The 20,839-nt window shown below is 71.8% G+C and carries 16 protein-coding genes; 9 read left to right on the forward strand and 7 right to left on the reverse strand.

The features are described from left to right. Positions 1–8: 8 nt before the first annotated feature. Entirely contained in the window at positions 9–731 is a 723-nt protein-coding gene (locus CFK38_RS10025; RefSeq protein WP_096802941.1) for an MgtC/SapB family protein, read from the reverse strand. 116 nt (positions 732–847) lie between these two features. Here CFK38_RS10025 and CFK38_RS10030 point away from each other — a divergent pair, with 116 nt between their 5' ends. Further along, on the forward strand, positions 848–1,288 hold the full coding sequence (locus CFK38_RS10030) for an OsmC family protein (RefSeq protein WP_157773437.1): 441 nt from the start codon (positions 848–850) through the stop codon (positions 1,286–1,288). Further along, a complete protein-coding gene (locus CFK38_RS10035) occupies positions 1,285–2,931 on the forward strand; it encodes a sodium:solute symporter family protein (protein WP_096802943.1) in 1,647 nt (548 codons plus the stop codon). The genes CFK38_RS10030 and CFK38_RS10035 overlap by 4 nt, the downstream gene beginning before the upstream one ends. A 58-nt stretch (positions 2,932–2,989) precedes the next feature. Here the strand turns inward: CFK38_RS10035 and CFK38_RS10040 are convergent, their stop codons facing one another. Further along, complete coding sequence (locus CFK38_RS10040; RefSeq protein WP_157773438.1) at positions 2,990–4,525, reverse strand: UDP-N-acetylglucosamine 1-carboxyvinyltransferase; 1,536 nt, start codon at positions 4,523–4,525, stop codon at positions 2,990–2,992. Positions 4,526–4,610: 85 nt separating this feature from the next. Continuing rightward, a complete protein-coding gene (locus tag CFK38_RS10045) occupies positions 4,611–5,138 on the reverse strand; it encodes an HNH endonuclease (protein ID WP_096802945.1) in 528 nt (175 codons plus the stop codon). Between the two features lie 164 nt (positions 5,139–5,302). Between CFK38_RS10045 and CFK38_RS10050 the strand changes: the two genes are divergently transcribed. Beyond that, on the forward strand, positions 5,303–6,703 hold the full coding sequence (locus CFK38_RS10050) for a hypothetical protein (RefSeq protein WP_096802946.1): 1,401 nt from the start codon (positions 5,303–5,305) through the stop codon (positions 6,701–6,703). A gap of 13 nt (positions 6,704–6,716) precedes the next feature. On the opposite strand, the gene CFK38_RS10055 is transcribed toward CFK38_RS10050, so the two are convergent. Further along, positions 6,717–8,183: a peptide MFS transporter gene (locus CFK38_RS10055; RefSeq protein ID WP_420835793.1), complete on the reverse strand. Its 1,467-nt coding sequence runs from the start codon at positions 8,181–8,183 to the stop codon at positions 6,717–6,719. Positions 8,184–8,330: 147 nt separating this feature from the next. After that, complete coding sequence (locus CFK38_RS10060) at positions 8,331–9,830, reverse strand: phytoene desaturase family protein (RefSeq protein ID WP_096802947.1); 1,500 nt, start codon at positions 9,828–9,830, stop codon at positions 8,331–8,333. Positions 9,831–9,905: 75 nt separating this feature from the next. Between CFK38_RS10060 and CFK38_RS10065 the strand changes: the two genes are divergently transcribed. The 5 genes from CFK38_RS10065 (at position 9,906) to CFK38_RS10085 (ending at position 15,558) form a co-directional block, all read left to right on the forward strand. Beyond that, positions 9,906–10,757, forward strand: coding sequence for a siderophore-interacting protein (locus CFK38_RS10065; protein ID WP_096802948.1), 852 nt, complete (start codon positions 9,906–9,908; stop codon positions 10,755–10,757). A 16-nt stretch (positions 10,758–10,773) separates the two neighbouring features. After that, positions 10,774–11,412, forward strand: a complete 639-nt coding sequence (locus tag CFK38_RS10070; RefSeq protein WP_096802949.1) for a DNA-3-methyladenine glycosylase I — start codon at positions 10,774–10,776, stop codon at positions 11,410–11,412. A 68-nt stretch (positions 11,413–11,480) separates the two neighbouring features. Further along, on the forward strand, positions 11,481–12,785 hold the full coding sequence (locus CFK38_RS10075; protein ID WP_096802950.1) for an O-acetylhomoserine aminocarboxypropyltransferase/cysteine synthase family protein: 1,305 nt from the start codon (positions 11,481–11,483) through the stop codon (positions 12,783–12,785). A gap of 62 nt (positions 12,786–12,847) precedes the next feature. Continuing rightward, positions 12,848–13,579: a PIG-L deacetylase family protein gene (locus CFK38_RS10080; protein ID WP_096802951.1), complete on the forward strand. Its 732-nt coding sequence runs from the start codon at positions 12,848–12,850 to the stop codon at positions 13,577–13,579. 107 nt (positions 13,580–13,686) lie between these two features. Beyond that, a complete protein-coding gene (locus CFK38_RS10085; protein ID WP_096804307.1) occupies positions 13,687–15,558 on the forward strand; it encodes a transketolase in 1,872 nt (623 codons plus the stop codon). Positions 15,559–15,580: 22 nt separating this feature from the next. Here the strand turns inward: CFK38_RS10085 and CFK38_RS10090 are convergent, their stop codons facing one another. Continuing rightward, positions 15,581–16,798, reverse strand: a complete 1,218-nt coding sequence (locus CFK38_RS10090; RefSeq protein WP_096802952.1) for a Fic family protein — start codon at positions 16,796–16,798, stop codon at positions 15,581–15,583. A 76-nt stretch (positions 16,799–16,874) separates the two neighbouring features. Further along, positions 16,875–18,674 carry a methionine--tRNA ligase gene (gene metG, locus CFK38_RS10095; RefSeq protein ID WP_096802953.1) on the reverse strand — a complete coding sequence of 600 codons (1,800 nt, stop codon included), beginning with the start codon at positions 18,672–18,674 and terminating at the stop codon, positions 16,875–16,877. Between the two features lie 119 nt (positions 18,675–18,793). Here metG and CFK38_RS10100 point away from each other — a divergent pair, with 119 nt between their 5' ends. Beyond that, positions 18,794–20,182 carry a UTP--glucose-1-phosphate uridylyltransferase gene (locus tag CFK38_RS10100; protein ID WP_096802954.1) on the forward strand — a complete coding sequence of 463 codons (1,389 nt, stop codon included), beginning with the start codon at positions 18,794–18,796 and terminating at the stop codon, positions 20,180–20,182. The last annotated feature ends 657 nt before the right edge of the window (positions 20,183–20,839 follow it).

Below are 20,839 nucleotides of genomic sequence, written 5' to 3' on the forward strand. Positions count from 1 at the left end.
CGTGCCCGTCAGGACTGGTCGTCGTCGGGGTCCTCGTCGCGGCGCAGGGCGACCCGCTCCACGCCGTCGAGCTCCATGAACGGCGGGATCAGCTCGCGCACGGGCGGCCGGCCATGGAACTGCACCTCCATCACCACGAGCCGGAGGCCGTCCTGCTCGGTGCGGCGGCTGTGCTCGATCGAGCTGGTGAACCCCATCGAGGTCGCCACCGCCAGCAGGTCGCGCAGCACCCCGGCGCCGTCGACGTAGGTGATGCGCAGCAGACGCTTGGAGTCGGGAGAAGGGAGCCGGTGCAGCAGCGGGGCGATCACGAACAGCGTCAGCAGATGCAGCGCCGTGAGCATCACGGCGAGGGAGAGCATTCCGGCCCCGCAGGCCATCCCCACCGCGGCCGCCACCCAGATGGTGGCGGCGGTGGTCAGCCCGCGCACCACGTTGCGGCCCTTGAAGATGACGCCGGCGCCGAGGAAGCCGATGCCGGAGACGATCTGGGCGGCGATGCGCGAGGGGTCCAGGCGCACGTCGTCGCCGATCACTGCGGAGAACCCGTAGACGGAGACCAGGGTGAAGGCGCAGGACCCCAGGCCCACCAGCACGTGCGTGCGGAACCCTGCCGCCTTCTGGCGGAACTGCCGTTCGAGCCCGATCAGGGAGCACAGCACGAACGCGGCCAGGAGCAGCTCGACCTCCACGAGCGTCGTGCTCGTGGCGAACCCGATGAGGCCATCCATGGGATCTCACCTCCCCCGGTCAAACTAGCACCGCGGTCCCGCCGGGGGAGGCGCCGCGCATGACGGTCTGTGTCGTGGCGTTTGTCCGTGCCGGACCGGCTCCGCATCATTGCTCCATGGCCCTCAAGAGAATCCGCAGCCACGGTGAGCGCACCGGCGTCGAGCGCACCGACGTGACCATCCGTCGCCACACCTTCACGCTCGACGAACCGGTGGCCGCCGGTGGCACCGACACCGCCCCGACCCCGCTGGAGTACGTCGTGGGCGCGCTGAACGGCTGCGTCACGGTGCTCGTCGACCTCGTCGCATCAGACCTCGGGATCGCTGTCGAGCACGTGGTGAGCACGGCGGTCGCCGAGCAGGACCGCGACGGCATCGCCGGCGTCCCCGGCGTGCGGACCCACTTCACCTCGGTGCGCCTGGACGTCCAGCTCACCTCCTCCGCCGAGGCGGGGGCGCTCGAGCAGCTGGCCGCCGAGGTCGAGCGCCGGTGCCCGATGGTCAACCTGCTGCGCGATGCCCAGGTCGAGGTCGACGTCGTCTGGACCGCCGCATGAGCGCGGTCGGCCTGTGGACCCTCGGCCTGGCCGCCGCCTACACCGCATTCCTGGTCCTCGCCAACCGGCGACTGGCCCGCCGGCCTGCCGAGGATCGCGCCGCCTCCTTCTTCGTGGGGGGCCGACGATTCTCCGCCTGGACGGTCACGTTCTGCATCACCGGGCTGTTCTCGGGCTCCAGCTTCATCTCGGTCCTGGAGCTGTCCTACCTGACCGGCGTCTCGGCCCTCTGGTACGGCGTCGCCGAGACCGTGCAGATCCTGCTCATCGCGCTGCTGCTGGTCAAACCGCTGCGCAAGCGGCTGGTGGTGACCGTCACCGGGATCATCGGGGACCGCTTCGGGCGCGCCGCGAAACTCGTGGCCGGGACCATCACCGCGATCACCTTCCCCATGTGGTCGGTCGCCACCACGATCGCCTTCGCCTCGGCGCTGCACGTGTTCACCGATCTCTCCCTGCCGCTGTCCGTCACGGTGACGGCGGTGCTGCTGCTGGCCTTCCTCTCCGCCGGAGGGATGCAGTCGGTCGGCTTCAACCAGACCATGAACTGCCTGCTCTTCGCCGTGATGGCGGTGGTCGGGGTGAGCGCGCTGCTGTCCGCACCAGGCCGCGCCGCACTCGCGGAGCTGCCCGTGCAGCGACCCGACCTGCTGGACCCGCTGGCCACCGGACCGGCACTGATCCTGGCCTGGTTCGGCACCTTCCTGGTCAACGTCCCGCTGGCGCAGGCCGCCTTCCAGATGTCCCTCTCGGCCCGCAGCCCCGAGGAGGGCCAGCGGGGAATGGTCCGCGCCGCCGCCCTCGGTGCCCCGTTCATCGTGCTCGGCGCGATCATCGGCTGTGCCGCCGCGATCGCGGTGCCGAGCGGCGACCGCGGCCTCGAGGCCGTGCCCCGGTTCCTCGCCGAGGCCCTCCCCGCCCCGCTGGTCGCGCTGTTCTTCCTCGGCATCTGGGCCTGCGCGCTGGGCTGGGCCGGCCCCTGCCAGTTCTCCGGCGCGACCTCGCTGGGCCGCGATGTCGGCTCTGCCCTGCGCCCGAACGCCACCCCCGAGCAGCTGGTGCGCTGGACCCGATGGTCGCTGGTCGCGCTGACCGCCCTGATGATCCTCTTCGCCGTGCTGCGCACCGAGCAGTCGGCCTGGTGGAACATCCTGGCCTGGACGCTGCGCAACGGCGCGACCCTCGCCCCGGTGCTCGCCGCCTTCGCGTGGCCCCTGGCCACCCGCACCGCAGCCGGCACCTCGATGATCGCCGGGTTCGGTGCGGGCCTGGCCTGGTACCAGCTCTCGGACTGGAGCGTGAGCGACTTCCACCTGGGTGTGCATCCGGTCTGGGTGGGGATGAGCGTGAACGTGATCGTCCTGGTGCTGGTCACGCTCGTGCAGGCCGGTTCCCGGACCGCCTGGCGGGCCGATCGCGGCGGAGTTCTCGCACTGGTCGGTGCGCTGATCCTGCCGGTCGTCACCGCGCTCGGGGCACCGGTGCTCCACCCCCTCGGGCTCACCGGGCCGGCGGTGCTCGCCACGACCGTGCTCGTGCTGGTGGCGGCGGTGCGGTGCGTGCACCACGGAGGGGACGCCGCCGGGCGGCGCGGAACCCGCTGCGAGGACCTCCGGCCGGCGGCACGCGCGGCCACCCTCTGAGCAGCACCGGCGCGAGAGTCGAGGGAGAACTCCCCGGTGGTCTGCGAGACCCGTCCGCTCAGATGTCCCGGAAGGTCTCGATCCGCGCGCCGAGCTTGTTCAGCCGGGCCGCCAGATCCTCGTAACCGCGGTTGATGACGTAGACGTTGCGCAGCACGGAGGTGCCCTTCGCGGCGAGCATCGCCAGCAGGATCACCACGGCCGGGCGCAGCGCCGGCGGGCACACCAGCTCGGCACCGCTCCAGCGCGTCGGCCCCTCGATGAGCACCCGGTGAGGATCCATGAGCTTCACGTTCGCGCCGAGCTTCGTGAGCTCGGTGAGGTAGATGGCCCGGTTCTCGTAGACCCAGTCGTGCAGCATCGTCTGTCCGTCCGCGGTCGCGGCGATCACTGCGAAGAACGGCAGGTTGTCGATGTTCAGGCCGGGGAAGGGCATCGGGTGGATCTTGTCGATCGGCGCCCTGAGGTCCGAGGGATGGGTGGTGACGTCCACCAGGCGGGTCCGGCCGTTCTCCGCCATGTACTCCTCGGAGCGGTCGTAGCGCAGGCCCATCTCCTCCAGGAGCGCCAGCTCGATCTCCATGAACTCGATCGGCACCCGGCGCACCGTGATGCTCGAGCGGGTCACGATCGCGGCGGAGATCAGGCTCATCGCCTCGATCGGGTCCTCGCTGGGGGCGTACTCCACGTCCTTGGAGATCTGCGCCCTCCCGTGCACCCGCAGGGTGGTGGTGCCGATGCCCTCGATCGTCACCCCGAGCTGCTCCAGGAAGAAGCACAGGTCCTGGACCATGTAGTTGGGGCTGGCGTTGCGGATCACGGTCTCGCCCTCGTACAGCGCGGCCGCCAGCAGTGCGTTCTCGGTGACGGTGTCCCCGCGCTCGGTGAGGACGATCGGGCGCCGGGCCCCGGTCACCGCCGTGGTGGTGGCCTGGTAGTGGTGGTCGGTGGCGACCACGTCGAGGCCGAAGTGGCGCAGCGCCGACATATGTGGCTCGACGGTGCGGGTGCCCAGGTCGCAGCCTCCGGCGTAGGGGAGCTGGAACGTGCCCGCCCGGTGCAGCAGCGGGCCCAGGAACATGATGATCGACCGGGTGCGACGGGCGGCGGCAGCATCGATCGAGGAGAGGTCCAGAGCGGCGGGGACACGCAGCTCGAGGTCGTTGTTCTCATTCAGCCAGGTCGCCCTCACCCCGATCGAGGTGAGCACCTCGAGCAGCCGGTTGACCTCCTCGATGCGCGCCACCTTGCGCAGCACCGTGGTCCCGGTGTTGAGCAGCGAGGCGCACAGCAGCGCGACACCCGCGTTCTTCGAGGACTTCACGTCGATCGCCCCGGACAGGGTGGTCTCGCCGCGGACCCGCAGGTGGCTCGGGCCGGAGCTGCCCAGCCCCACCAGCTCGGAGTCCAGCGCGGAGCCGATCCGCGAGATCGTCTCGAGAGTGAGGTTCTCCTGGCCCTTCTCGATGCGGTTCACCGCGCTCTGGCTGGTGCCGAGCTCGGTGGCGAGCTGAGCCTGGGTGAGGCCGGAGTGCTGACGGGCATCGCGGATCAGGGTGCCGATGCGGGCCAGATAGTCCTCGTTGTCTGTCATATCGCGACCGTAACTCACAGATGAGATATCTGCAGTTGGGAGACGGTGCGGTGCTCCTCACGTTGCGCCGGGGGCCAGGTGAGGATCAGAGGCGGGCCAGCACCGGGAGCCCGCCCACGTGCCCGGTGACCCGGTGGGAGAGAGCGGGATCATAGGGCTCCGCCCGCAGCGGCATCCCGGCCTCCGACGGGGTGCGATCGGCCTTGCGGTTGTTGCACTCCTTGCAGGCGGAGACAAGATTGGTCCAGCTCGACAGCCCTCCGCGGGAGGAGGGGAGGATGTGGTCGACCGTCGCCAGCAGGGCCTCGCAGGCCGGGGTCTTCGAGACGCTGCGGCCGCAGTACGCACAGCTCCAGTGATCCCGCTCGTGGACCGCCCGGTAGGAGAAGCCGACGGAGCGCTGGCCGACGCCCTCCACCCAGGCGCCGCTCAGCTCACGGGTGAGCTCGAGGGCGGTGGGCACGATGCGGTCCCCGAGCATCGTGAGCTCGACCGGGTCGGCGACCTCGCGGCGGATCATCCCGAAGGCGTGGCGCACGGTGGTGGTGTGCAGGAGCTCGCCGATCCCCGTCTCGGGGTCGTATCCGAGGTTGAAGACCCTGACCTGTGCCATGCCTCCACCTCCTGGTCGCGTCGTCGAGGAAAGTGTGCCCCGGCCCGGTGAGCGGTGTCACGGCAATTGTGCGCCGATCGAACTGGTCCGAGTCCCTGCCCTCGTCCCCGCCGCAGTCGCCGCCGGTGCCACCCGGGAGACCTCTCCTGAGGCATGCTGGGGGGATGACGGACGAACAGCGGGCACAGCGATCGGAGCGGGAGCAGGTGCTGTCCGAGTACGGCAGCTGGCGGCTCACCGCCGACGAGGACGCGCCCGTCGCCGAGGAGATCCGCACCCTGGAGACCCTGCTGCGGCTCAAGGCCGAGCAGCTCGACAGCCCGGACCCCGGGCGGTGGACCGAGGAGCTGGCCACGGAGCTGCTCACGGTCGTGGTGCCGCGCACCGTCATACAGCCGCGTGAGCACGTGATGGACCTGGTGCCCACGCTGATCCGCTTCGTCACCTACCTGCGGGAGACCGGGCGCTGGCATCCGGCCTCGATGAGCGCCACCGAGGCGGCCGGGATCCTCGGCGGGCTGGAGTTCGCGGCCCTCGAGGCGGCCGACGACCCCACCCGCCGCTCCTTCTCCACCAACATCCTCGGACACGGCATGGCCCTCGGCGTCGACCTCGAGGACGAGGACGAGCTCGCGGCCTTCATGCACTGGTACAACTCGCTGCCCGATGACGAGCGGCTCACCCTCAGCGAGACCGGGCGTCTCGAGGACCCGGCGCGGCCGTACGACCGGGAGGCGGCGCTCCGGGCGGTGCAGGCCGAGGGTCGAACCGCGGAGGCGGAGGGACCGGTCCCCGGCGCCTGGCCCTGGTTCCTCCCCGAGCCGGAGGACTCCGGCGGCGCCCTGCTCGTCGACGGAGCCGCGGTGGAGGACGATGCGCCCTACGCCATGAACGATTTCGTGCAGCGGGCCGTCGCGCTGCTCGAGCACATCGGCGAGCAGCCGCGGAAGGTCACCGGCACCGGCGCCCTGAACCGTGCGGACTCCGCGGCCGTGCTGGATCGGCTGGGGCTGCGGTCCTCGCCGCGCACCATGTGGGAGCGGCCGGAGCTGGCCGGGGCCTGGGTCACGCTGCTGGACGGCGGGTGGCTCGAGATCAGCGGGGGGAAGGTGCGCCGCCTGCCGGGCCCGGTCCCGTACGTGCCCCCCTCCGCGGACGGGGACAGCACGGCACGCGTCGAGGGATTCGTGGAGTTCGGCCACGCCGTGCTCTCCGCGGCCCTGTTCGGGAAGGACGCCCGTGCCGCCGAGGACGGCGGGTTCCGCGGCATGCCCGGCACCCTCGCCGCCCTGCTCGTGGCCTGCAGCCCGCAGGGACTGCTGATGCCCGGCGCTCTGCCACCGCCGGCCGAGGAGCCCCAGATCCCGGTCGATCCGGACACCGGCGAGTGGGACCGCACGGAGCTGCGTCGGCTGTTCGCCGTCCGTCGGGACCTCGACGACCTCGCGGGGATGGGGGTCCTGGACTGCGAGGGCCGCCGCTTCGCGGGCTCCGCCGCGGTGATGGGGGCGCTGGTCGCGCTCGTCCGGGACCGGGGCGCGGAGCACGGCTTCACCCTGGGGTGAGCGCCGGTGGTGCTCAGCGCACCCCGCGCATGCCGCGACTCACGGGCCTGGCGATCACGAGCATGACCACCCCGATCATGATGGTGACCGCGCCCAGCGCACCGAAGTAGGCCACCTCGGTCTCGGCGGAGTAGAAGCCGGCCAGCGCACCGGAGAGCGAGGTGCCCAGCGCCACCGCCAGGTTGTACAGCGCCATCATCATCACCGGGTAGGCGCGGGGCGCGAGCTTGGTGGCCAGCGAGAGGCCGACGGGGGAGAGCCACAGCTCGCCGATCGTCGCGACCAGCATGATCATCGCGATCCACAGCACCGGCACCGCGGCCACGGAGGCCATCGGCAGGAACAGCAGGAACGCGGAGCCCATCAGGATGATGCCCACGCCGAACTTCCGCGGGGTGCCGGGCTGGCGGGGGCCGAGCTTCGTCCACAGCGCCGCGAGCAGCGGGGCGAGCACGATGATGAAGAACGGGTTGAAGGACTGCACCCAGGAGATCGGCATCTCCCAGCCCAGGACCTCGCGGTCCAGCCGCGTGTCCGAGTACAGCGTGATCACCGTGAACTGCTGCTGGAACAGCGCGAAGAACGCCGAGGTGCCGACGAACAGCGGGATGAAGGAGACCACTCGGGAGCGCTCGTCGCCGTCCAGCTTCTTCGAGGTGAGCAGGAGCGCGAAGATCCCGACCGCGCCGATGACCGCGAGGCCCGCCACGACCGTGGCGAGGTTGTGCGCGTTCAGCACCCCCGTCAGCACCAGCACCAGCACCAGCACCACGGTGCCGATCCCGATGCCGGCCCACCGCGAGTACTGCGCACGGGGCAGCGGGTCGGGAACGGTGTGGACGCTCGCCGGCAGGCCCTTGCGGGTCAGGACGTACTGGGTCAGGCCCACGGCCATCCCGATCGCGGCGAGACCGAAGCCGAGGTGGAAGCCCCACTGCTGCTGGGCGACGCCGGTGATCAGCGGGCCCAGCAGTCCGCCGATGTTGATGCCCATGTAGTAGATCGAGAAGCCTGCATCCCGCCGCGGGTCATCGCGCGAGTAGAGGGAGCCGACCAGGGTCGCGGCGGTGGACTTCAGCCCGCCGGAGCCGACGCCCACCAGCAGCAGTCCGGCCATCAGCCCCGGGATCCCGGGCACCAGCGCGAGCGCGATATGGCCCAGCATGATCATCACGGCGCTGCCCAGCAGCGTCCTCTCGGCGCCCAGCAGCCGGTCGGAGACCAGCGCGCCCAGGATCGAGAAGAGGTAGACCGAGCCGCCGTAGGCGCCCACGATCCCCAGGGCGGCGGTCTCGTCGATCCCGAGGCCGCCGTCGGCGACCGCGAAGTACATGTAGATCGCGAGGATGCCCTGCATGCCGTAGAAGCTGAAGCGCTCCCACAGCTCGACGCTGAACAGGTTCGCGAGCGGGCCGGGCTGTCCCAGGAAGGTGCGTCCGGAGGGATTGTGGGCGTCCGGCGCCGGCGTCTGCACGGCGATCCCGCCGTCGGCGGCAGGGGGCTGGGACCCGCTCGGACGCGGAACGGGGATCTCGGGAGAATTCACGGAGAGCAATGCTGTGGCATCGGGATGCACGATCTCAACGTGGGGGCCCGAGGTGTGAGAAGTCAGTCTCCGGGGCAGGTGTCAGGAGGATCGGGTGGGGGAGAGGTCGGGCATTGCCGTGATGCCGAACTCGCGCTCCAGCACCCGGCGGGCGGCGTGCCAGCCGGACATGCCGTGCACGCCCGGCCCCGGAGGCGTCGCCGAGGAGCACAGGTACCAGCCGGTCCCGGCCAAGCGGTACGGGTCCCAGCGCGCGGTGGGACGGGCGATCATCCCGGTCATGGTGACCCGGCCCATCGAGATGTCACCGCCGACGAGGGCCGGGTTGTGAGCATCCATCTCGGAGGCGGGGATGCCGCGGGCGGCGACGATCAGATCGCGGAATCCGGGGGCGAAGCGCTCGATCTGGGCGGTGACCAGCTCGGTGGGATCGGTGGTGTCCCCGGCGGGCACGTGCGCATAGGCCCACAGCGGCCGCAGGCCGTCATGGATCCGCCCCGGATCGACCACCGACGGGTCGCTGACCAGGGTGGTCGGCCGCTGGGGCAGTCGGCCGGCGGCGACCTCCGCCTCGGCGTGCGCCATCTGGGCGCGGGTGCCGCCGAGATGCTGGGTCCCGGCCTCGCCCACCTCCGGGTCGCGCCAGGGCACCGGACCGGAGAGCACGAAGTCGACCTTCGCCGCCCCGTCGCCGTGCGGGAAGCGGCGCAGCGCGCGCTCGAACGGGGCCGGCAGACGGTTCGCGAGGATGTCCGCCGCGGCGGGGGCGGGGGTGTCCAGCAGGACAGCACGGGCGGGCGGCACATCCCGCCAGGTGCGCACGCGGTGGCCGGTGCGGATCTGCCCGCCGTGGGCCCGCAGGTCCGCCACCAGGGCGTCGATGATCGACTGGGAGCCGCCGACGGGCAGCGGCCAGCCGGCGCCGTGGGCGATCGTGCCCAGCAGGCCGGCGGTCGCCGCCATCGCGAGCGAGGGCATCGGGCCGATCGCGTGGGCGGCGACCCCGCCCAGCAGGGCCCGCGCCCGCTCGGTGCGGAAGGGAAGGTTCCAGGCGGGGCTCCCCTGCGCTCCGATCAGTGCGCCGAACAGGGGAGCCACGGCGAGGGCCGCCGGATCCAGCAGTGCCGGGGGCAGGGAGCGCTTGTCCCCGAGGGCGAGCGCGACCACCAGGTCCTGATGGCGGGACAGCGTGCCGAGCGTCGCCCGCCAGGCACGTCCGTCGGTGCCGAGCCCGGCGGCCGTGCGCTCCGCATCGCGCCAGGCGATCGCGGCCGGCTCGTCGTCCAGCGGCTGCGCATAGGAGGCGACGGGGGCGATCGCCCGCACCCCGCGGGCCTCCACGTCGAAGGCCGCGAAGAAGGGGCTCGCGAGCGCCAGCGGATGGACCGCGGAGCAGATGTCGTGCACGATCCCGGGAGCGAGGCCGAGGTCCAGGGTGCGGGCCCCGCCGCCGACCGTGTCCTCGGCATCGAGCACCTGCACCGAGAGACCGGCACGGGCGAGGGTCACCGCGGCGGCGAGCCCGTTGGGACCGGAGCCCACGACGGCGACATCGACCTCGGGGACGGGACGGATGCTCATCGTCCCAGCCTAGAGCAGGTGCGCGAGTCCTCCCCGGGGGATTTACGGAAGCAGTATGTAGCGTAATGTGGGGGGATGCAGACCCTCACCGACCAGACCAGCCCCGCCGACGCCTCCGCGAAGCGCCCCGCGAAGAAGCAGGCCGTGCTCGAGGTGCTGGGCAAGACCCGGATCTCGCCGCGCCTGCTGCGCCTCACCCTCGGCGGCGACGGCTACAGCGCGCTGCACCGCAACGAGAGCGCCGACGCCTACGTCAAGCTGCTCCTGCCCGATCCCGCCTCCGGCCTGCACCCGCCCTTCGACATGGAGGCGCTGCGCGAGCACAGCCCCGAGCTGCTGCCCACCCGCCGCACCTACACCGTGCGGCACTGGGACGACGGGAATCAGCGTCTCGACATCGACGTGGTGCTGCACGGCGACGGCGAGGACAGCGGCATCGCCGCCCGCTGGGCCGATGAGGCCCAGCCCGGCGATCTCATCGCCCTGAACGGTGCCGGTGGTGGCTACAGCCCGCATCCGGAGACCCGCCGTCATCTGCTGATCGGCGACCATGCCGCCCTGCCCGCCATCGCCGCGGCGCTGGAGTCCATGCCGGCGGACGCCTCCGGGCTGGCGCTCATCCACCTCGAGGACGAGGAGGACCGTCTGGAGCTCGAAAGTCCCGCCGGGGTGGAGCTGCGCTGGGTGATCGGCCCGCGGGAGGCGCTGGTCCCCACGGTGCGCGCCCTGGACCTCGAGGATGCCGAGGGACTGCAGGTGTTCTGCCACGTCGAGCGGGCCACCACCAAGCAGCTGCGCCAGGTGCTGGTCAAGGACGCCGGCATTCCGCGCCCGCAGATCTCGATCTCCGCCTACTGGGCGCTGGGCCGCATCGAGGACCAGTTCCAGGCCGAGAAGCGGGAACCGATCGGGAGGATCGACGACTGAGCACGGACCCTCGAGCATGGACCTGAGCATCGGGGACGACGGACTCGCCCGGCCCGCCTGGGCATCCGTCCACGACGACCTGCGCGAGTACTACGACACCGAGTGGGGCATGCCGGTGCGGGACGAGCGCGGTGTCTTCGAGCGCCTCGCCCTCGAGGGCTTCCAGTCGGGTCTGAGCTGGGCCACGATCCTGCGCCGCCGGGAGGGCTTCCGCCGCGCCTTCGCCGGCTTCGACGTCGAGGAGGTGGCGGCCTTCGGCCCCGCGGACGTGGACCGGCTGCTCGCGGACGAGGGGATCATCCGCCACCGGGGCAAGATCGAGGCCACGATCACCAACGCCCGGGCGAGCATCGAGCTGCGCGATGAGCAGGGTCCCGGCACCACGCTCGCGGACCTGGTGTGGTCCTACCGGCCCGCTCGCACCCCGATGCCCGTGGTGGCGGCGGATGTCCCCACCACCAGCGCCGAATCGGTGGCGCTGGCCACGGAGCTCAAGCGCCGCGGCTTCCGCTTCGTCGGCCCCACCACGATGTTCGCGCTGATGGAAGCGCTCGGGGTGGTGGACACCCATCTGCTCGGCTCCCACCGCCGCGGCACCTCCGGGGTGTGGTCGACGGACGGGTTCCCGGTCGCGGAGGGCCACACTCCGTCATAGAGCTCGCCCGACCCCGCGGGGCGGCCGGAGGATGGACCGGTCAGCACCACAGAGGGGGAGGAGCAGCGATGAGCACCGCAGCGATCCATGCAGGGTGGGTGGCCGCCGCCGATGGGCACCGGGCGCTCACCCCGCCCATCCACACCGCGAGCGCCTTCGCCCAGACCTCCCACGCCTCGCTCAAGGCACTGTTCCAGCGGCGCGGGGACGGCTTCGCCTACTCCCGCTCCGGCAACCCCACCACCGCAGTGCTGGAGCAGCGCATCACCGCCCTCGAGCAGGGGATCGGCGCGATCGCGGTCGCCTCAGGACAGGCGGCGACCACGATCGCCCTGTATGCGCTGGCCGCCCCGGGCGGTCATATCGTCGCCTCCTCACGGCTCTACGGCGGCACCACCGAGCTGCTGGACGACACGCTCGCCGACGCGGGGGTGAGCTGCACCGTCGCGGATCCGTGGGATCTCGAGGCCTGGGAGGCCGCGTTCACCGAGGACACCCGGGCGGCGATCGTCGAATCGATCGCCAACCCCGGCGCGCAGCTGGTGGACCTGCCGGCGCTGTGCGCGATCGCCCACGCCCGCGACGTGCCCGTCGTCGTCGACTCCACGCTGGCCAGCCCCGCCCTCTACCGGCCCGGCGAGCACGGCGCCGACGTGGTGGTGCATTCGGCGACCAAGTACCTGTGCGGGCACGGCACCACCATCGCCGGGCTGATCGTGGACACCGGGCGCTTCGACCCGCGGCGATGTCCCCGGCGCTGGCCGCAGCTGACCGAGAGGAACCGACGCTTCGGCGTCACCTTCGCGGAGGAGTACGCCCGCGGCGGCTCCGGCCTGCTGGGGTACGCCCGCGCCAAGTACGTCACCGATTTCGGGGCCACCCTGCCTGCCGCCAGCGCCCAGCAGATCCTGGTCGGCATCGAGACCCTCGGCCTGCGGATGGGCAAGGTGAGCACCGACGCCGCCACCCTCGCGGCCCGTCTGCACGGGCTGCCCGGAGTGGCCCGGGTCGAGCACCCCACCATCCCCGGCCGCCCGGACGCGGCGCTCGCGGACCGAGACTTCCCGCGCGGCACGTCCGGGGTGTTCTCCATGGAGCTGACCGGGGGTGAGGCCGCCGCGGCCGCGTTCTGCGATGCGCTCGCGCTGTGGACCATCGCGGTGAACATCGGCGACGCCCGCTCCCTGGTCTGCCATCCCGGGACCACCACCCACTCCCACCTCACCGGTGCCCAGCGCGAGGCGTGCGGGGTGCGCGAGGGCACGGTGCGGCTCAGCGTCGGACTCGAGGACCTCGAGGATCTCTGGGCCGATCTCGCACAGGCCCTGAGCGCGGCGCACGCCGTGGGCGAGGAGCTCTCCACGGCGGCATGAGGCGGCTCGCGGACCGGGCTCCCGACCGGACGCGCGCCCCGTCCCCGACTAGGGTGGTGGACATGAACACCCCACCCGCCCCGCTGCCGCCGCTGCCCGAGGACGGGGTGCGCCGCGTTCTGTGCATCGTCGCCCACCCCGACGACATGGAGTACGGGACCTCGGCCGCCGTGGCGGCCTGGAGCGGAGCCGGGATCGAGGTGAGCTATCTGCTGCTCACCCGCGGCGAGGCCGGGATGGCGCAGGACCCCGCGGTCGTCGCACCGCTGCGGGAGCAGGAGCAGCGGGCCGCGTGTGCGCGCGTCGGCGTCGAGCACCTGCGCTACCTCGACCACCCCGACGGGATGCTCGAGGGCGGCCTCGCCCTGCGGCGCGACATCGCCCGGGTGGTGCGCCAGGTGCGTCCCGATCTGGTGCTGACCGCGAACTTCGAGGTCGAGGCCTACGGCGGTCTCAACCAGGCCGATCATCGGGTGGCGGGGCTGGCCGCGGCCGACGGCACCCGTGATGCGGCCAACCCCTGGGTGTTCCGCGAGCTCGCCGAGGGCGAGGGCCTCGCCCCCTGGCGCGCCCGTGCACTGCTGGTGGCCGGGCACCCGCGGCCGACCCACGCGAAGCGGGTCGACGCCGAGCAGGTGCAGGCCGCCGTGGAGTCGCTGCAGGCGCATGAGGCGTACCTCGCGCACGTCCAGGGGCATCCGCTGCCCGAGGAGTTCATCCCCGAGATCCTGCGCGGCGGGGGAGAGGCCGCCGGGAGCGAGCACGCGGTGGTGCTGCGCGTCTTCGACCTCTGAGCGGTGCGAGCCCCGCGCGGGCCGACCGGACGGTCGCGGAGCGCTGGCGGTGTCGGGCGCAGGCTCCTACGGTGGGGGCATCAGGCATCATCACGGAAGGAGTCATGATGACCACGTCACTGCACGACGGCCTCGACCTCGAACAGGTCTCCGAGCTGGCAGCCCAGCTGCGGGTGGACTCGATCCGCTCGTCGACCAGCGCGGGCTCCGGGCACCCCACCTCCAGCCTCTCCGCCGCAGACCTGCTGGCCACCCTGATGGCGCGCCACCTGCGCTACGACTGGGACGAGCCCGAGGCACCCGGCAATGACCACCTGGTCTTCTCCAAGGGGCATGCCTCGCCGCTGCTGTACTCCGTCTTCCGCGCCGCCGGCGTGGTCTCCGAGCAGGAGCTGATGGAGGGCTACCGCCGCTTCGACCAGCGACTCGAGGGGCATCCCACCCCGGTGCTGCCCTGGGTCGACGTCGCCACCGGCTCGCTCGGTCAGGGCCTTCCCGACGGGGTCGGCATCGCGCTCGCCGGCAAGTACCTGGAGAAGTCCCCGTACCGGGTCTGGGTCCTCACCGGGGACAGCGAGCTCGCGGAGGGATCGATGTGGGAGGCCCTCGCCACCGCCTCGCACTACCAGCTCACGAACCTGGTCACCCTGGTGGACGTGAACCGGCTGGGACAGCGGGGCGAGACCGCGCTGGGCTGGGACATGGACACCTACGCCGCCCGGGTCGAGGCCTTCGGCGCCCGGGCCGTGGTCATCGACGGCCACGACCTGGACGAGATCGACGAGGCGCTGGCGCTGGCCGACGGCGAGCTGGACCGGCCCCTGGTGATCCTCGCCCGCACCCTCAAGGGCAAGGGCATCCCCGGCGTCGAGAACGAATCCGGCTGGCACGGCAAGCCGATGCCCGAGGACAAGGCCGAGGAGGCCATCGATGCCCTCGGCGGCGAGCGCTCCCTGCAGGTGCGCGGACCGAAGCCGCCCACGCTCGAGCCGGCCCCGCACTCCCCGCGCGGCGCGGTCGAGCTGCCCGTCTTCACGCCCGGCGAGGAGGTCGCGACCCGCAAGGCCTATGGCCCGGCGCTCACCGCCCTCGCGGAGGTCGACCCGCGGGTGGTCGCCCTGGACGGAGAGGTCTCGAACTCCACCGGCGTCGCCGACTTCGTCGAGGCGCACCCGGAGCGCTTCTTCGAGATGTTCATCGCCGAGCAGCAGATGGTCGCCGCCGCCACCGGTCTCTCCTCCCGCGGCTACCTGGCCTTTGCCTCGACGTTCGCGGCCTTCCTCACCCGCGCCGCCGACTTCATCCGGATGGCTCCGGTCTCCCGGGTCGATCTGCGGCTGGTCGGCTCCCATGCGGGCGTCGAGATCGGCGCCGACGGGCCCTCCCAGATGGGGCTCGAGGACCTCGCGATGATCGCCGCCACCCAGGGCTCGACCGTGCTCTACCCCAGCGATGCGACCTCGACCGCGGCGCTGGTGGCGGAGATGGCCGAGCTGTCCGGTGTGAGCTACCTGCGGACCACCCGAGGGGGCTACCCGGTCCTCTACGGCTCCGAGGAGTCCTTCCCCGTGGGCGGGTCGAAGACCCTGCGCAGCTCCGAGGACGATGCCGTCACCCTCATCGGGGCCGGCGTGACCCTCCACGAGGCGCTCTCCGCCGCGGAGGCCCTGGCCGAGGACGGTGTGAACGCCCGGGTGATCGACGCCTATTCGATCAAGCCGCTCGACGGCGCGGGCATCCGTGAAGCCGTCGCGGCGACCGCTGGCCGGGTCGTGGTGGCCGAGGACCACCATGCCGAGGGCGGGCTGGGCGCCGCTGTGCTCGCGGCGCTGGCCTCCGAACCGGTCACGGACCTGCACCTGCGGCATCTGGCCGTCGACGGCGTGCCGGGATCCGGCACCACCGAGCAGCTGCTCGCCTGGGCCGGGATCGACGCCGCCCACATCGCCGCGGCGGCACGCGCCGCGCTGGAGGGCTGAGCCGCTGCCCCGGCGCGGGCGGTCAGCCCGCGCGGCGGACCTCGGCGGCGTAGGCGTCCAGGAGGCCGAGGATCCCGGTGTGCTGCCAGACGCGGTTCCGCGAGCGGCCTGTCGCCTCCTGCAGGATGCCGGACTCGGTCAGCTGGGCGAGAGCGCGCTGGGCCGTCATCGCCGGCACCTCCAGCGTGCGCTGGAGATGCGCGGCGTTGACGATCGGCTGGCCGATCAGCAGAGGCAGCACAGACCATGCGAGAGCATGCCGACGCACCCCGGACAGCCGCTCCCGGTCCCTCTCGAGCTGCTCGGCGAGATCATCGACCAGCCGGCTGCCTGTGGTCGCGGCATACCGTGCGGCCCGGGCGAACTCCTCCACGATCGGGCGGGCGTCCCCCGCGCGGAAGGCGGTCAGCGCTGCGGTGTATGCCTCGAGGTCCGTCAGCAGGCCGGCGGAGACCGGGGCAGTGGTGGTCAGCAGGCCCTTGCCGCTCAGCAGCGCGTGCACCAGTGCGCGGCCGGTACGACCGTTGCCGTCGGCGAAGGGGTGGATGGTCTCGAACTGGGCATGGGCGAGCGCCGCGTGGACGAGGACGGGCAGGTCGTCCCGGGCGAGGAACGTGAGCAGGTCGTCCATGGCGGGGAGCACGTCCTCGGCCTCGGGGGCGATGTGGACGGCGCCGAGGGGGCTCAGTCCGCTGCGGCCCACCCACACCAGCTGTCGGCGCAGCTGGCCCGCGTCCTCTGCACCGGCAAGCAGCTCGGCGTGCATCGCGAGGATCGCCTCGAGATCGAGGTCCGCGGCCAGGCGCAGCGCCGCCTCCATCGTGCGGACGTTGGCGACGACGGCGCGGGCATTGCCGCTGCGCGATTCGTCGAGCTCGGCGAGGGCGAGCTGTCGGGCGCCGACGGTGAGGTCCTCGATCTGCGAGGAGGAGGCGGATTCGGTGCGCAGCAGCACTGCGCTCATCGGGCCGAGCGCAGGGTTGTCGGCACCCAGGCGGGCCGCGGCGTGGGCGTCGAACGCCGCCAGCACGGTCTCCGCATCGGCCACGTCGGCCGCCAGTTCCCCGGGCAGTGCGAACTCGGAGGCGCCGAGCGCGGCGGGGAGCGTCGTCTCGTAGGTGCCGGTCCCCCGGGAGCGGGCGGATCGGGAGGCGAGGCCGTCGTCGGCGACGGTCCAGTGCCCCGTCCGGTGCCCGACGGGGGACACCGCCAGCGGTCGTCGTGCCGGAAGTGTTCCCATGCCGCCAGTGTAGTAACACTTTGTTCAGAAAGTGTTACTACGGCCGGGGAGGAGTCACAATTTCGGCTCGAGCGGCTCAGCCCTCGGCGGCCGCCTCCAGGCGCTCGAGCTCCTGCTCGGCGGTCTTGGGGTCGAGCTTGACGAAGATGCCGGTGGGCTTGGTGACCGTCTGGCCCACCCCCACCGGGTGGTGCGCCCAGGCCGGGACGTCGGTGTAGTCACCGGTGATGATCGGGTAGCCGGGACCGCCGTCGAGATCCTCGACCTCCACGATCTGCGGCATCGGCGCGATCTGGCGGCTCCCGCCCAGCGCCTTCTCGACCTCGTTGGCCGAGTGCGGCAGGAACGGAGACATCATCGTGTTGAGGTCCGTGACGGCCTGCGCGAGCACGTGGAGCACGGTGAGCAGGCGCGGACGCTGCTCCTCGGCCTTCATCTTGAAGGGTTCGGTGCGGGAGACGTAGGCGTTCGCCTCGCCCACCAGGCGCATGATCTCGGTGATCGCGGCCCGCTGACGATGCGCCTCGATGAGGCCGCCGACGGTCGAGAAGCCCTCACGGAGCTGATCCAGCAGTGCCCGATCGATCTCTTCGAGCTCGCCCGCCGCCGGGATCTCCCCGACGTTCTTCGCGATCATGGCGGCGGTGCGGTTGACCAGGTTGCCCCAGCCGGCGACCAGCTCGTTGTTGGTGCGGGAGACGAAATCCGTCCAGGTGAAATCCGAATCCTGGTTCTCGGGCCCCGCGGCGGAGATGAAGTAGCGCAGCGCGTCGGGCTGGTAGCGCTCGAGCACGTCGCGCACGTAGATCACCACCCCCTTGGAGGAGGAGAACTTCTTGCCCTCCATGGTGAGGAACTCGCTGGAGACGACCTCGGTGGGCAGCGTCAGCTCGCCGAAGCGGCCGGGTTCGCCGCCCTTGTCGCCCTGACCGTTCTGCGCGATCATCTCCGCCGGCCAGATCTGCGAGTGGAAGACGATGTTGTCCTTGCCCATGAAGTAGTAGGCGAGGGTCTCCGGATCGTTCCACCACGTCCGCCACGCCTCCGGATCGCCGGAGCGGCGGGCCCACTCGATGGAGGCGGAGAGGTAGCCGATCACCGCGTCGAACCAGACGTACAGGCGCTTGTTCGGCTGATCCTCCCAGCCCGGCACCGGGATGCCCCAGTCGATGTCACGGGACATCGCGCGGGGCTTGATGTCGCCCAGGATGTTCTGGCTGAAGCGGATCACATTGGGGCGCCACAGCCCGGTCGCCTCCCGCTCGTCGAGCCAGCGGCCCAGCTCTCCGGCCAGGGCCGGCAGATCCAGGAACCAGTGCGAGGTCTCGATGAACTCCGGGGTCTCGCCGTTGATCCGCGAGACCGGATCGATCAGGTCCGTGGGGTCCAGCTGGTTGCCGCAGCTGTCGCACTGGTCGCCGCGCGCACCGCCGGCGCCGCAGATCGGACAGGTGCCCTCGATGTAACGGTCCGGCAGGGTGCGACCGGTCGACGGGGAGATCGCCCCGGAGGTCGTCTCCTCCACCATGTAGCCGTTGTCCCGCACGGTGACGAACATGTCCTGCACCACCTGGTAGTGGTTGCGCGTGGTGGTGCGGGTGAACAGGTCGTACGAGAGACCCAGCGCGACCAGGTCCTCGACGATGAGGCGGTTGTTGCGGTCGGCGAGCTCGCGGGCGGAGATGCCCTCGGCGTCGGCGGCCACCAGGATCGGGGTGCCGTGCTCATCGGTGCCGGAGACCATGAGCACATCGTTCCCCGCCATGCGCATGTAGCGGGAGAAGACATCGGAGGGGACGCCGAAGCCGGCGACATGACCGATATGGCGGGGACCATTGGCATACGGCCAGGCGACCGCGGACAGGACTGTGCTCATAGCAGTCGATTCTAGGGGAGTCGGCGCCGCGCCCCGACGAGAGCGCGGGGGAGACCTCGCACCGGGGCGCGCCGGGGCAGGCGGTGCCGAGCACCCGGCCGTCCCGATACCCTGGTCCCATGAGCACTGAAGGACTTGCCGCAGCGCAGCAGAAGATGGCCGAGGCCGGTGTCGCGCAGACCGCGATCGACGTCTTCTCCCACTACTACGGACAGCTCGAGGACGGGGTCACCGGCTCCATCCCCGAGGACACGATCGATCCGTTCCTCGACCCGCCGCAGCTCGAGGACGTGAAGGTCGACGTCGGTCACGCCAAGCAGGTCTTCGACCAGCTCGCGATCATCAACCTGAACGGCGGCCTGGGCACCTCGATGGGCCTGGACCAGGCCAAGTCGCTGCTGCCGGTGCGGGACGGCAAGAGCTTCCTGGACATCATCGTCGAGCAGGTCCTCGCCGCCCGGCGCGGCACCGGCTCCCGCCTGCCGCTGGTCTTCATGAACTCCTTCCGCACCCGCGAGGACACCCTCGAGGTGCTCGCGAAGTACCCCGATCTGCCCGTCGGCGACCTGCCGCTGGACTTCCTGCAGAACAAGGAGCCCAAGCTCCGCACCGACGACCTCGCTCCGGTCGACTGGGACGCGGATCCCGCGCTCGAGTGGTGCCCGCCCGGCCACGGCGACATCTATACCGCGCTGCAGACCTCGGGCCTGCTGCAGCAGCTGCTCGACGCCGGCTTCAAGTACGCCTCGGTCTCCAACTCGGACAACCTCGGCACCGTCCCCAGCCCCGTCATCGCCTCCTGGTTCGCGGCCTCCGGCGCCCCCTACGCCGCCGAGCTGTGCCGCCGCACCCCCGCGGATCGCAAGGGCGGACACCTCGCGGTGCGCAAGTCCGACGGTCGGCTCATCCTGCGCGACACCGCGCAGACCCCGGCCGAGGAGATGGACTACTTCACCGACGAGCACCGTCATCCGTTCTTCCACACCAACAACCTCTGGTTCGACCTCGAGCAGATGGCGGCGGTGCTCGAGGAGCGCGGCGGCATCATGGGCCTGCCCCTGATCCGCAATGAGAAGACCGTGGACCCGGCCGACAAGACCAGCACCCCCGTCTACCAGATCGAGTCCGCCATGGGCGCGGCGATCGAGGTGTTCGACGGTGCGACCGCGATCGTCGTGGGTCGTGACCGGTTCCTGCCGGTCAAGGCCACCAGCGACCTGCTGCTGGTGCGCTCGGACGCCTACGCCCTCGACGAGCGGGCGGCCCTCGTGCAGCAGATCGACGCGATGCCCACGGTGTCGCTGCACAGCGGTTCCTACAAGCTCATCCAGGACTTCGAGCCGCGCTTCCCCCATGGTGTGCCCTCGCTCAAGGACGCCGTCAGCCTCGACGTGCAGGGGGACTGGACCTTCGGGGCCGACGTCTCCGTGGTCGGTGACGCGGTGCTGGGCGAAGAGGGCGGCGAGGTGCCCGAGGGCGCCCGCGTCGGCACCGCCTCCGCCGGCTGAGCCGGGCCCCGGGCGCCCGAGGTGCGGCCCTGGCCCTGGCCCCGGCCTCGGCCTCGGGCACCCCAGGCGCGGCGACTGCTGCGGCCCCGGGCACCCGAGGTGCGGCGACTGCTGCGGCCCCGGGCGCCCGAGGTGCGGCGACTGCTGCGTACGGCACCGCTCAGACGCTCGATACGGTGCCGAACGCAGCACTCGGTGTGTGCTGTGGTGGCCGACTGCGACGTACGGCATCACTGGCGCAGCGTGAAGGGTGCCGTACGCAGCATCGGGTGGTTGCCCGAGCGGGATCCCTGCAGTGTCACGCTGCGCCCGCTACCGCTCCCGCTCCCGCTCCCGCGCCACGCCGCGCCCGGCCACGCCCGCGCCGCGCCCGCTCCCGCGCCACGCCACGCCCGCGCCGCGTCCGCTCCCGCGCCACGCCGCGCCCGACCTACCCGACCGAACAGCGGCGAGCACGCCACCAGCTTCCCGTCTCGGAGCTCGCTCGCCCTCGGGCCATGCCTGGGGAGGATGCGTCGACGCGGCTGCGACCAGGTCGTTGTGGAGCGAGTGAACGACTGCGCGTCGGTCCGCGGATGCTGTGGCGATGCCGACCACACCGACTCCGCTCCCGGACGGGCTCTCGTCCGCAGTCTTCAGCACGCAGGAGGCACGCCG

Origin of the sequence: Brachybacterium vulturis (genome assembly GCF_002407185.1) — a bacterium.
Lineage (GTDB): Bacteria > Actinomycetota > Actinomycetes > Actinomycetales > Dermabacteraceae > Brachybacterium > Brachybacterium vulturis.

What these genes read in the sequence shown, in the direction of transcription:
- CFK38_RS10080 (WP_096802951.1), top strand. Translation starts at nt 12,848, where the DNA reads ATGAACACCCCACCCGCCCCGCTGCCGCCGCTGCCCGAGGACGGGGTG.
- CFK38_RS10070 (WP_096802949.1), top strand. Translation starts at nt 10,774, where the DNA reads ATGGACCTGAGCATCGGGGACGACGGACTCGCCCGGCCCGCCTGGGCA.
- CFK38_RS10075 (WP_096802950.1), top strand. Translation starts at nt 11,481, where the DNA reads ATGAGCACCGCAGCGATCCATGCAGGGTGGGTGGCCGCCGCCGATGGG.
- CFK38_RS10025 (WP_096802941.1), bottom strand. Translation starts at nt 731, where the DNA reads ATGGATGGCCTCATCGGGTTCGCCACGAGCACGACGCTCGTGGAGGTC.
- CFK38_RS10050 (WP_096802946.1), top strand. Translation starts at nt 5,303, where the DNA reads ATGACGGACGAACAGCGGGCACAGCGATCGGAGCGGGAGCAGGTGCTG.
- CFK38_RS10040 (WP_157773438.1), bottom strand. Translation starts at nt 4,525, where the DNA reads ATGACAGACAACGAGGACTATCTGGCCCGCATCGGCACCCTGATCCGC.
- CFK38_RS10090 (WP_096802952.1), bottom strand. Translation starts at nt 16,798, where the DNA reads ATGGGAACACTTCCGGCACGACGACCGCTGGCGGTGTCCCCCGTCGGG.
- CFK38_RS10045 (WP_096802945.1), bottom strand. Translation starts at nt 5,138, where the DNA reads ATGGCACAGGTCAGGGTCTTCAACCTCGGATACGACCCCGAGACGGGG.
- CFK38_RS10035 (WP_096802943.1), top strand. Translation starts at nt 1,285, where the DNA reads ATGAGCGCGGTCGGCCTGTGGACCCTCGGCCTGGCCGCCGCCTACACC.
- CFK38_RS10065 (WP_096802948.1), top strand. Translation starts at nt 9,906, where the DNA reads ATGCAGACCCTCACCGACCAGACCAGCCCCGCCGACGCCTCCGCGAAG.
- metG (WP_096802953.1), bottom strand. Translation starts at nt 18,674, where the DNA reads ATGAGCACAGTCCTGTCCGCGGTCGCCTGGCCGTATGCCAATGGTCCC.
- CFK38_RS10085 (WP_096804307.1), top strand. Translation starts at nt 13,687, where the DNA reads ATGACCACGTCACTGCACGACGGCCTCGACCTCGAACAGGTCTCCGAG.
- CFK38_RS10030 (WP_157773437.1), top strand. Translation starts at nt 848, where the DNA reads ATGGCCCTCAAGAGAATCCGCAGCCACGGTGAGCGCACCGGCGTCGAG.
- CFK38_RS10100 (WP_096802954.1), top strand. Translation starts at nt 18,794, where the DNA reads ATGAGCACTGAAGGACTTGCCGCAGCGCAGCAGAAGATGGCCGAGGCC.
- CFK38_RS10060 (WP_096802947.1), bottom strand. Translation starts at nt 9,830, where the DNA reads ATGAGCATCCGTCCCGTCCCCGAGGTCGATGTCGCCGTCGTGGGCTCC.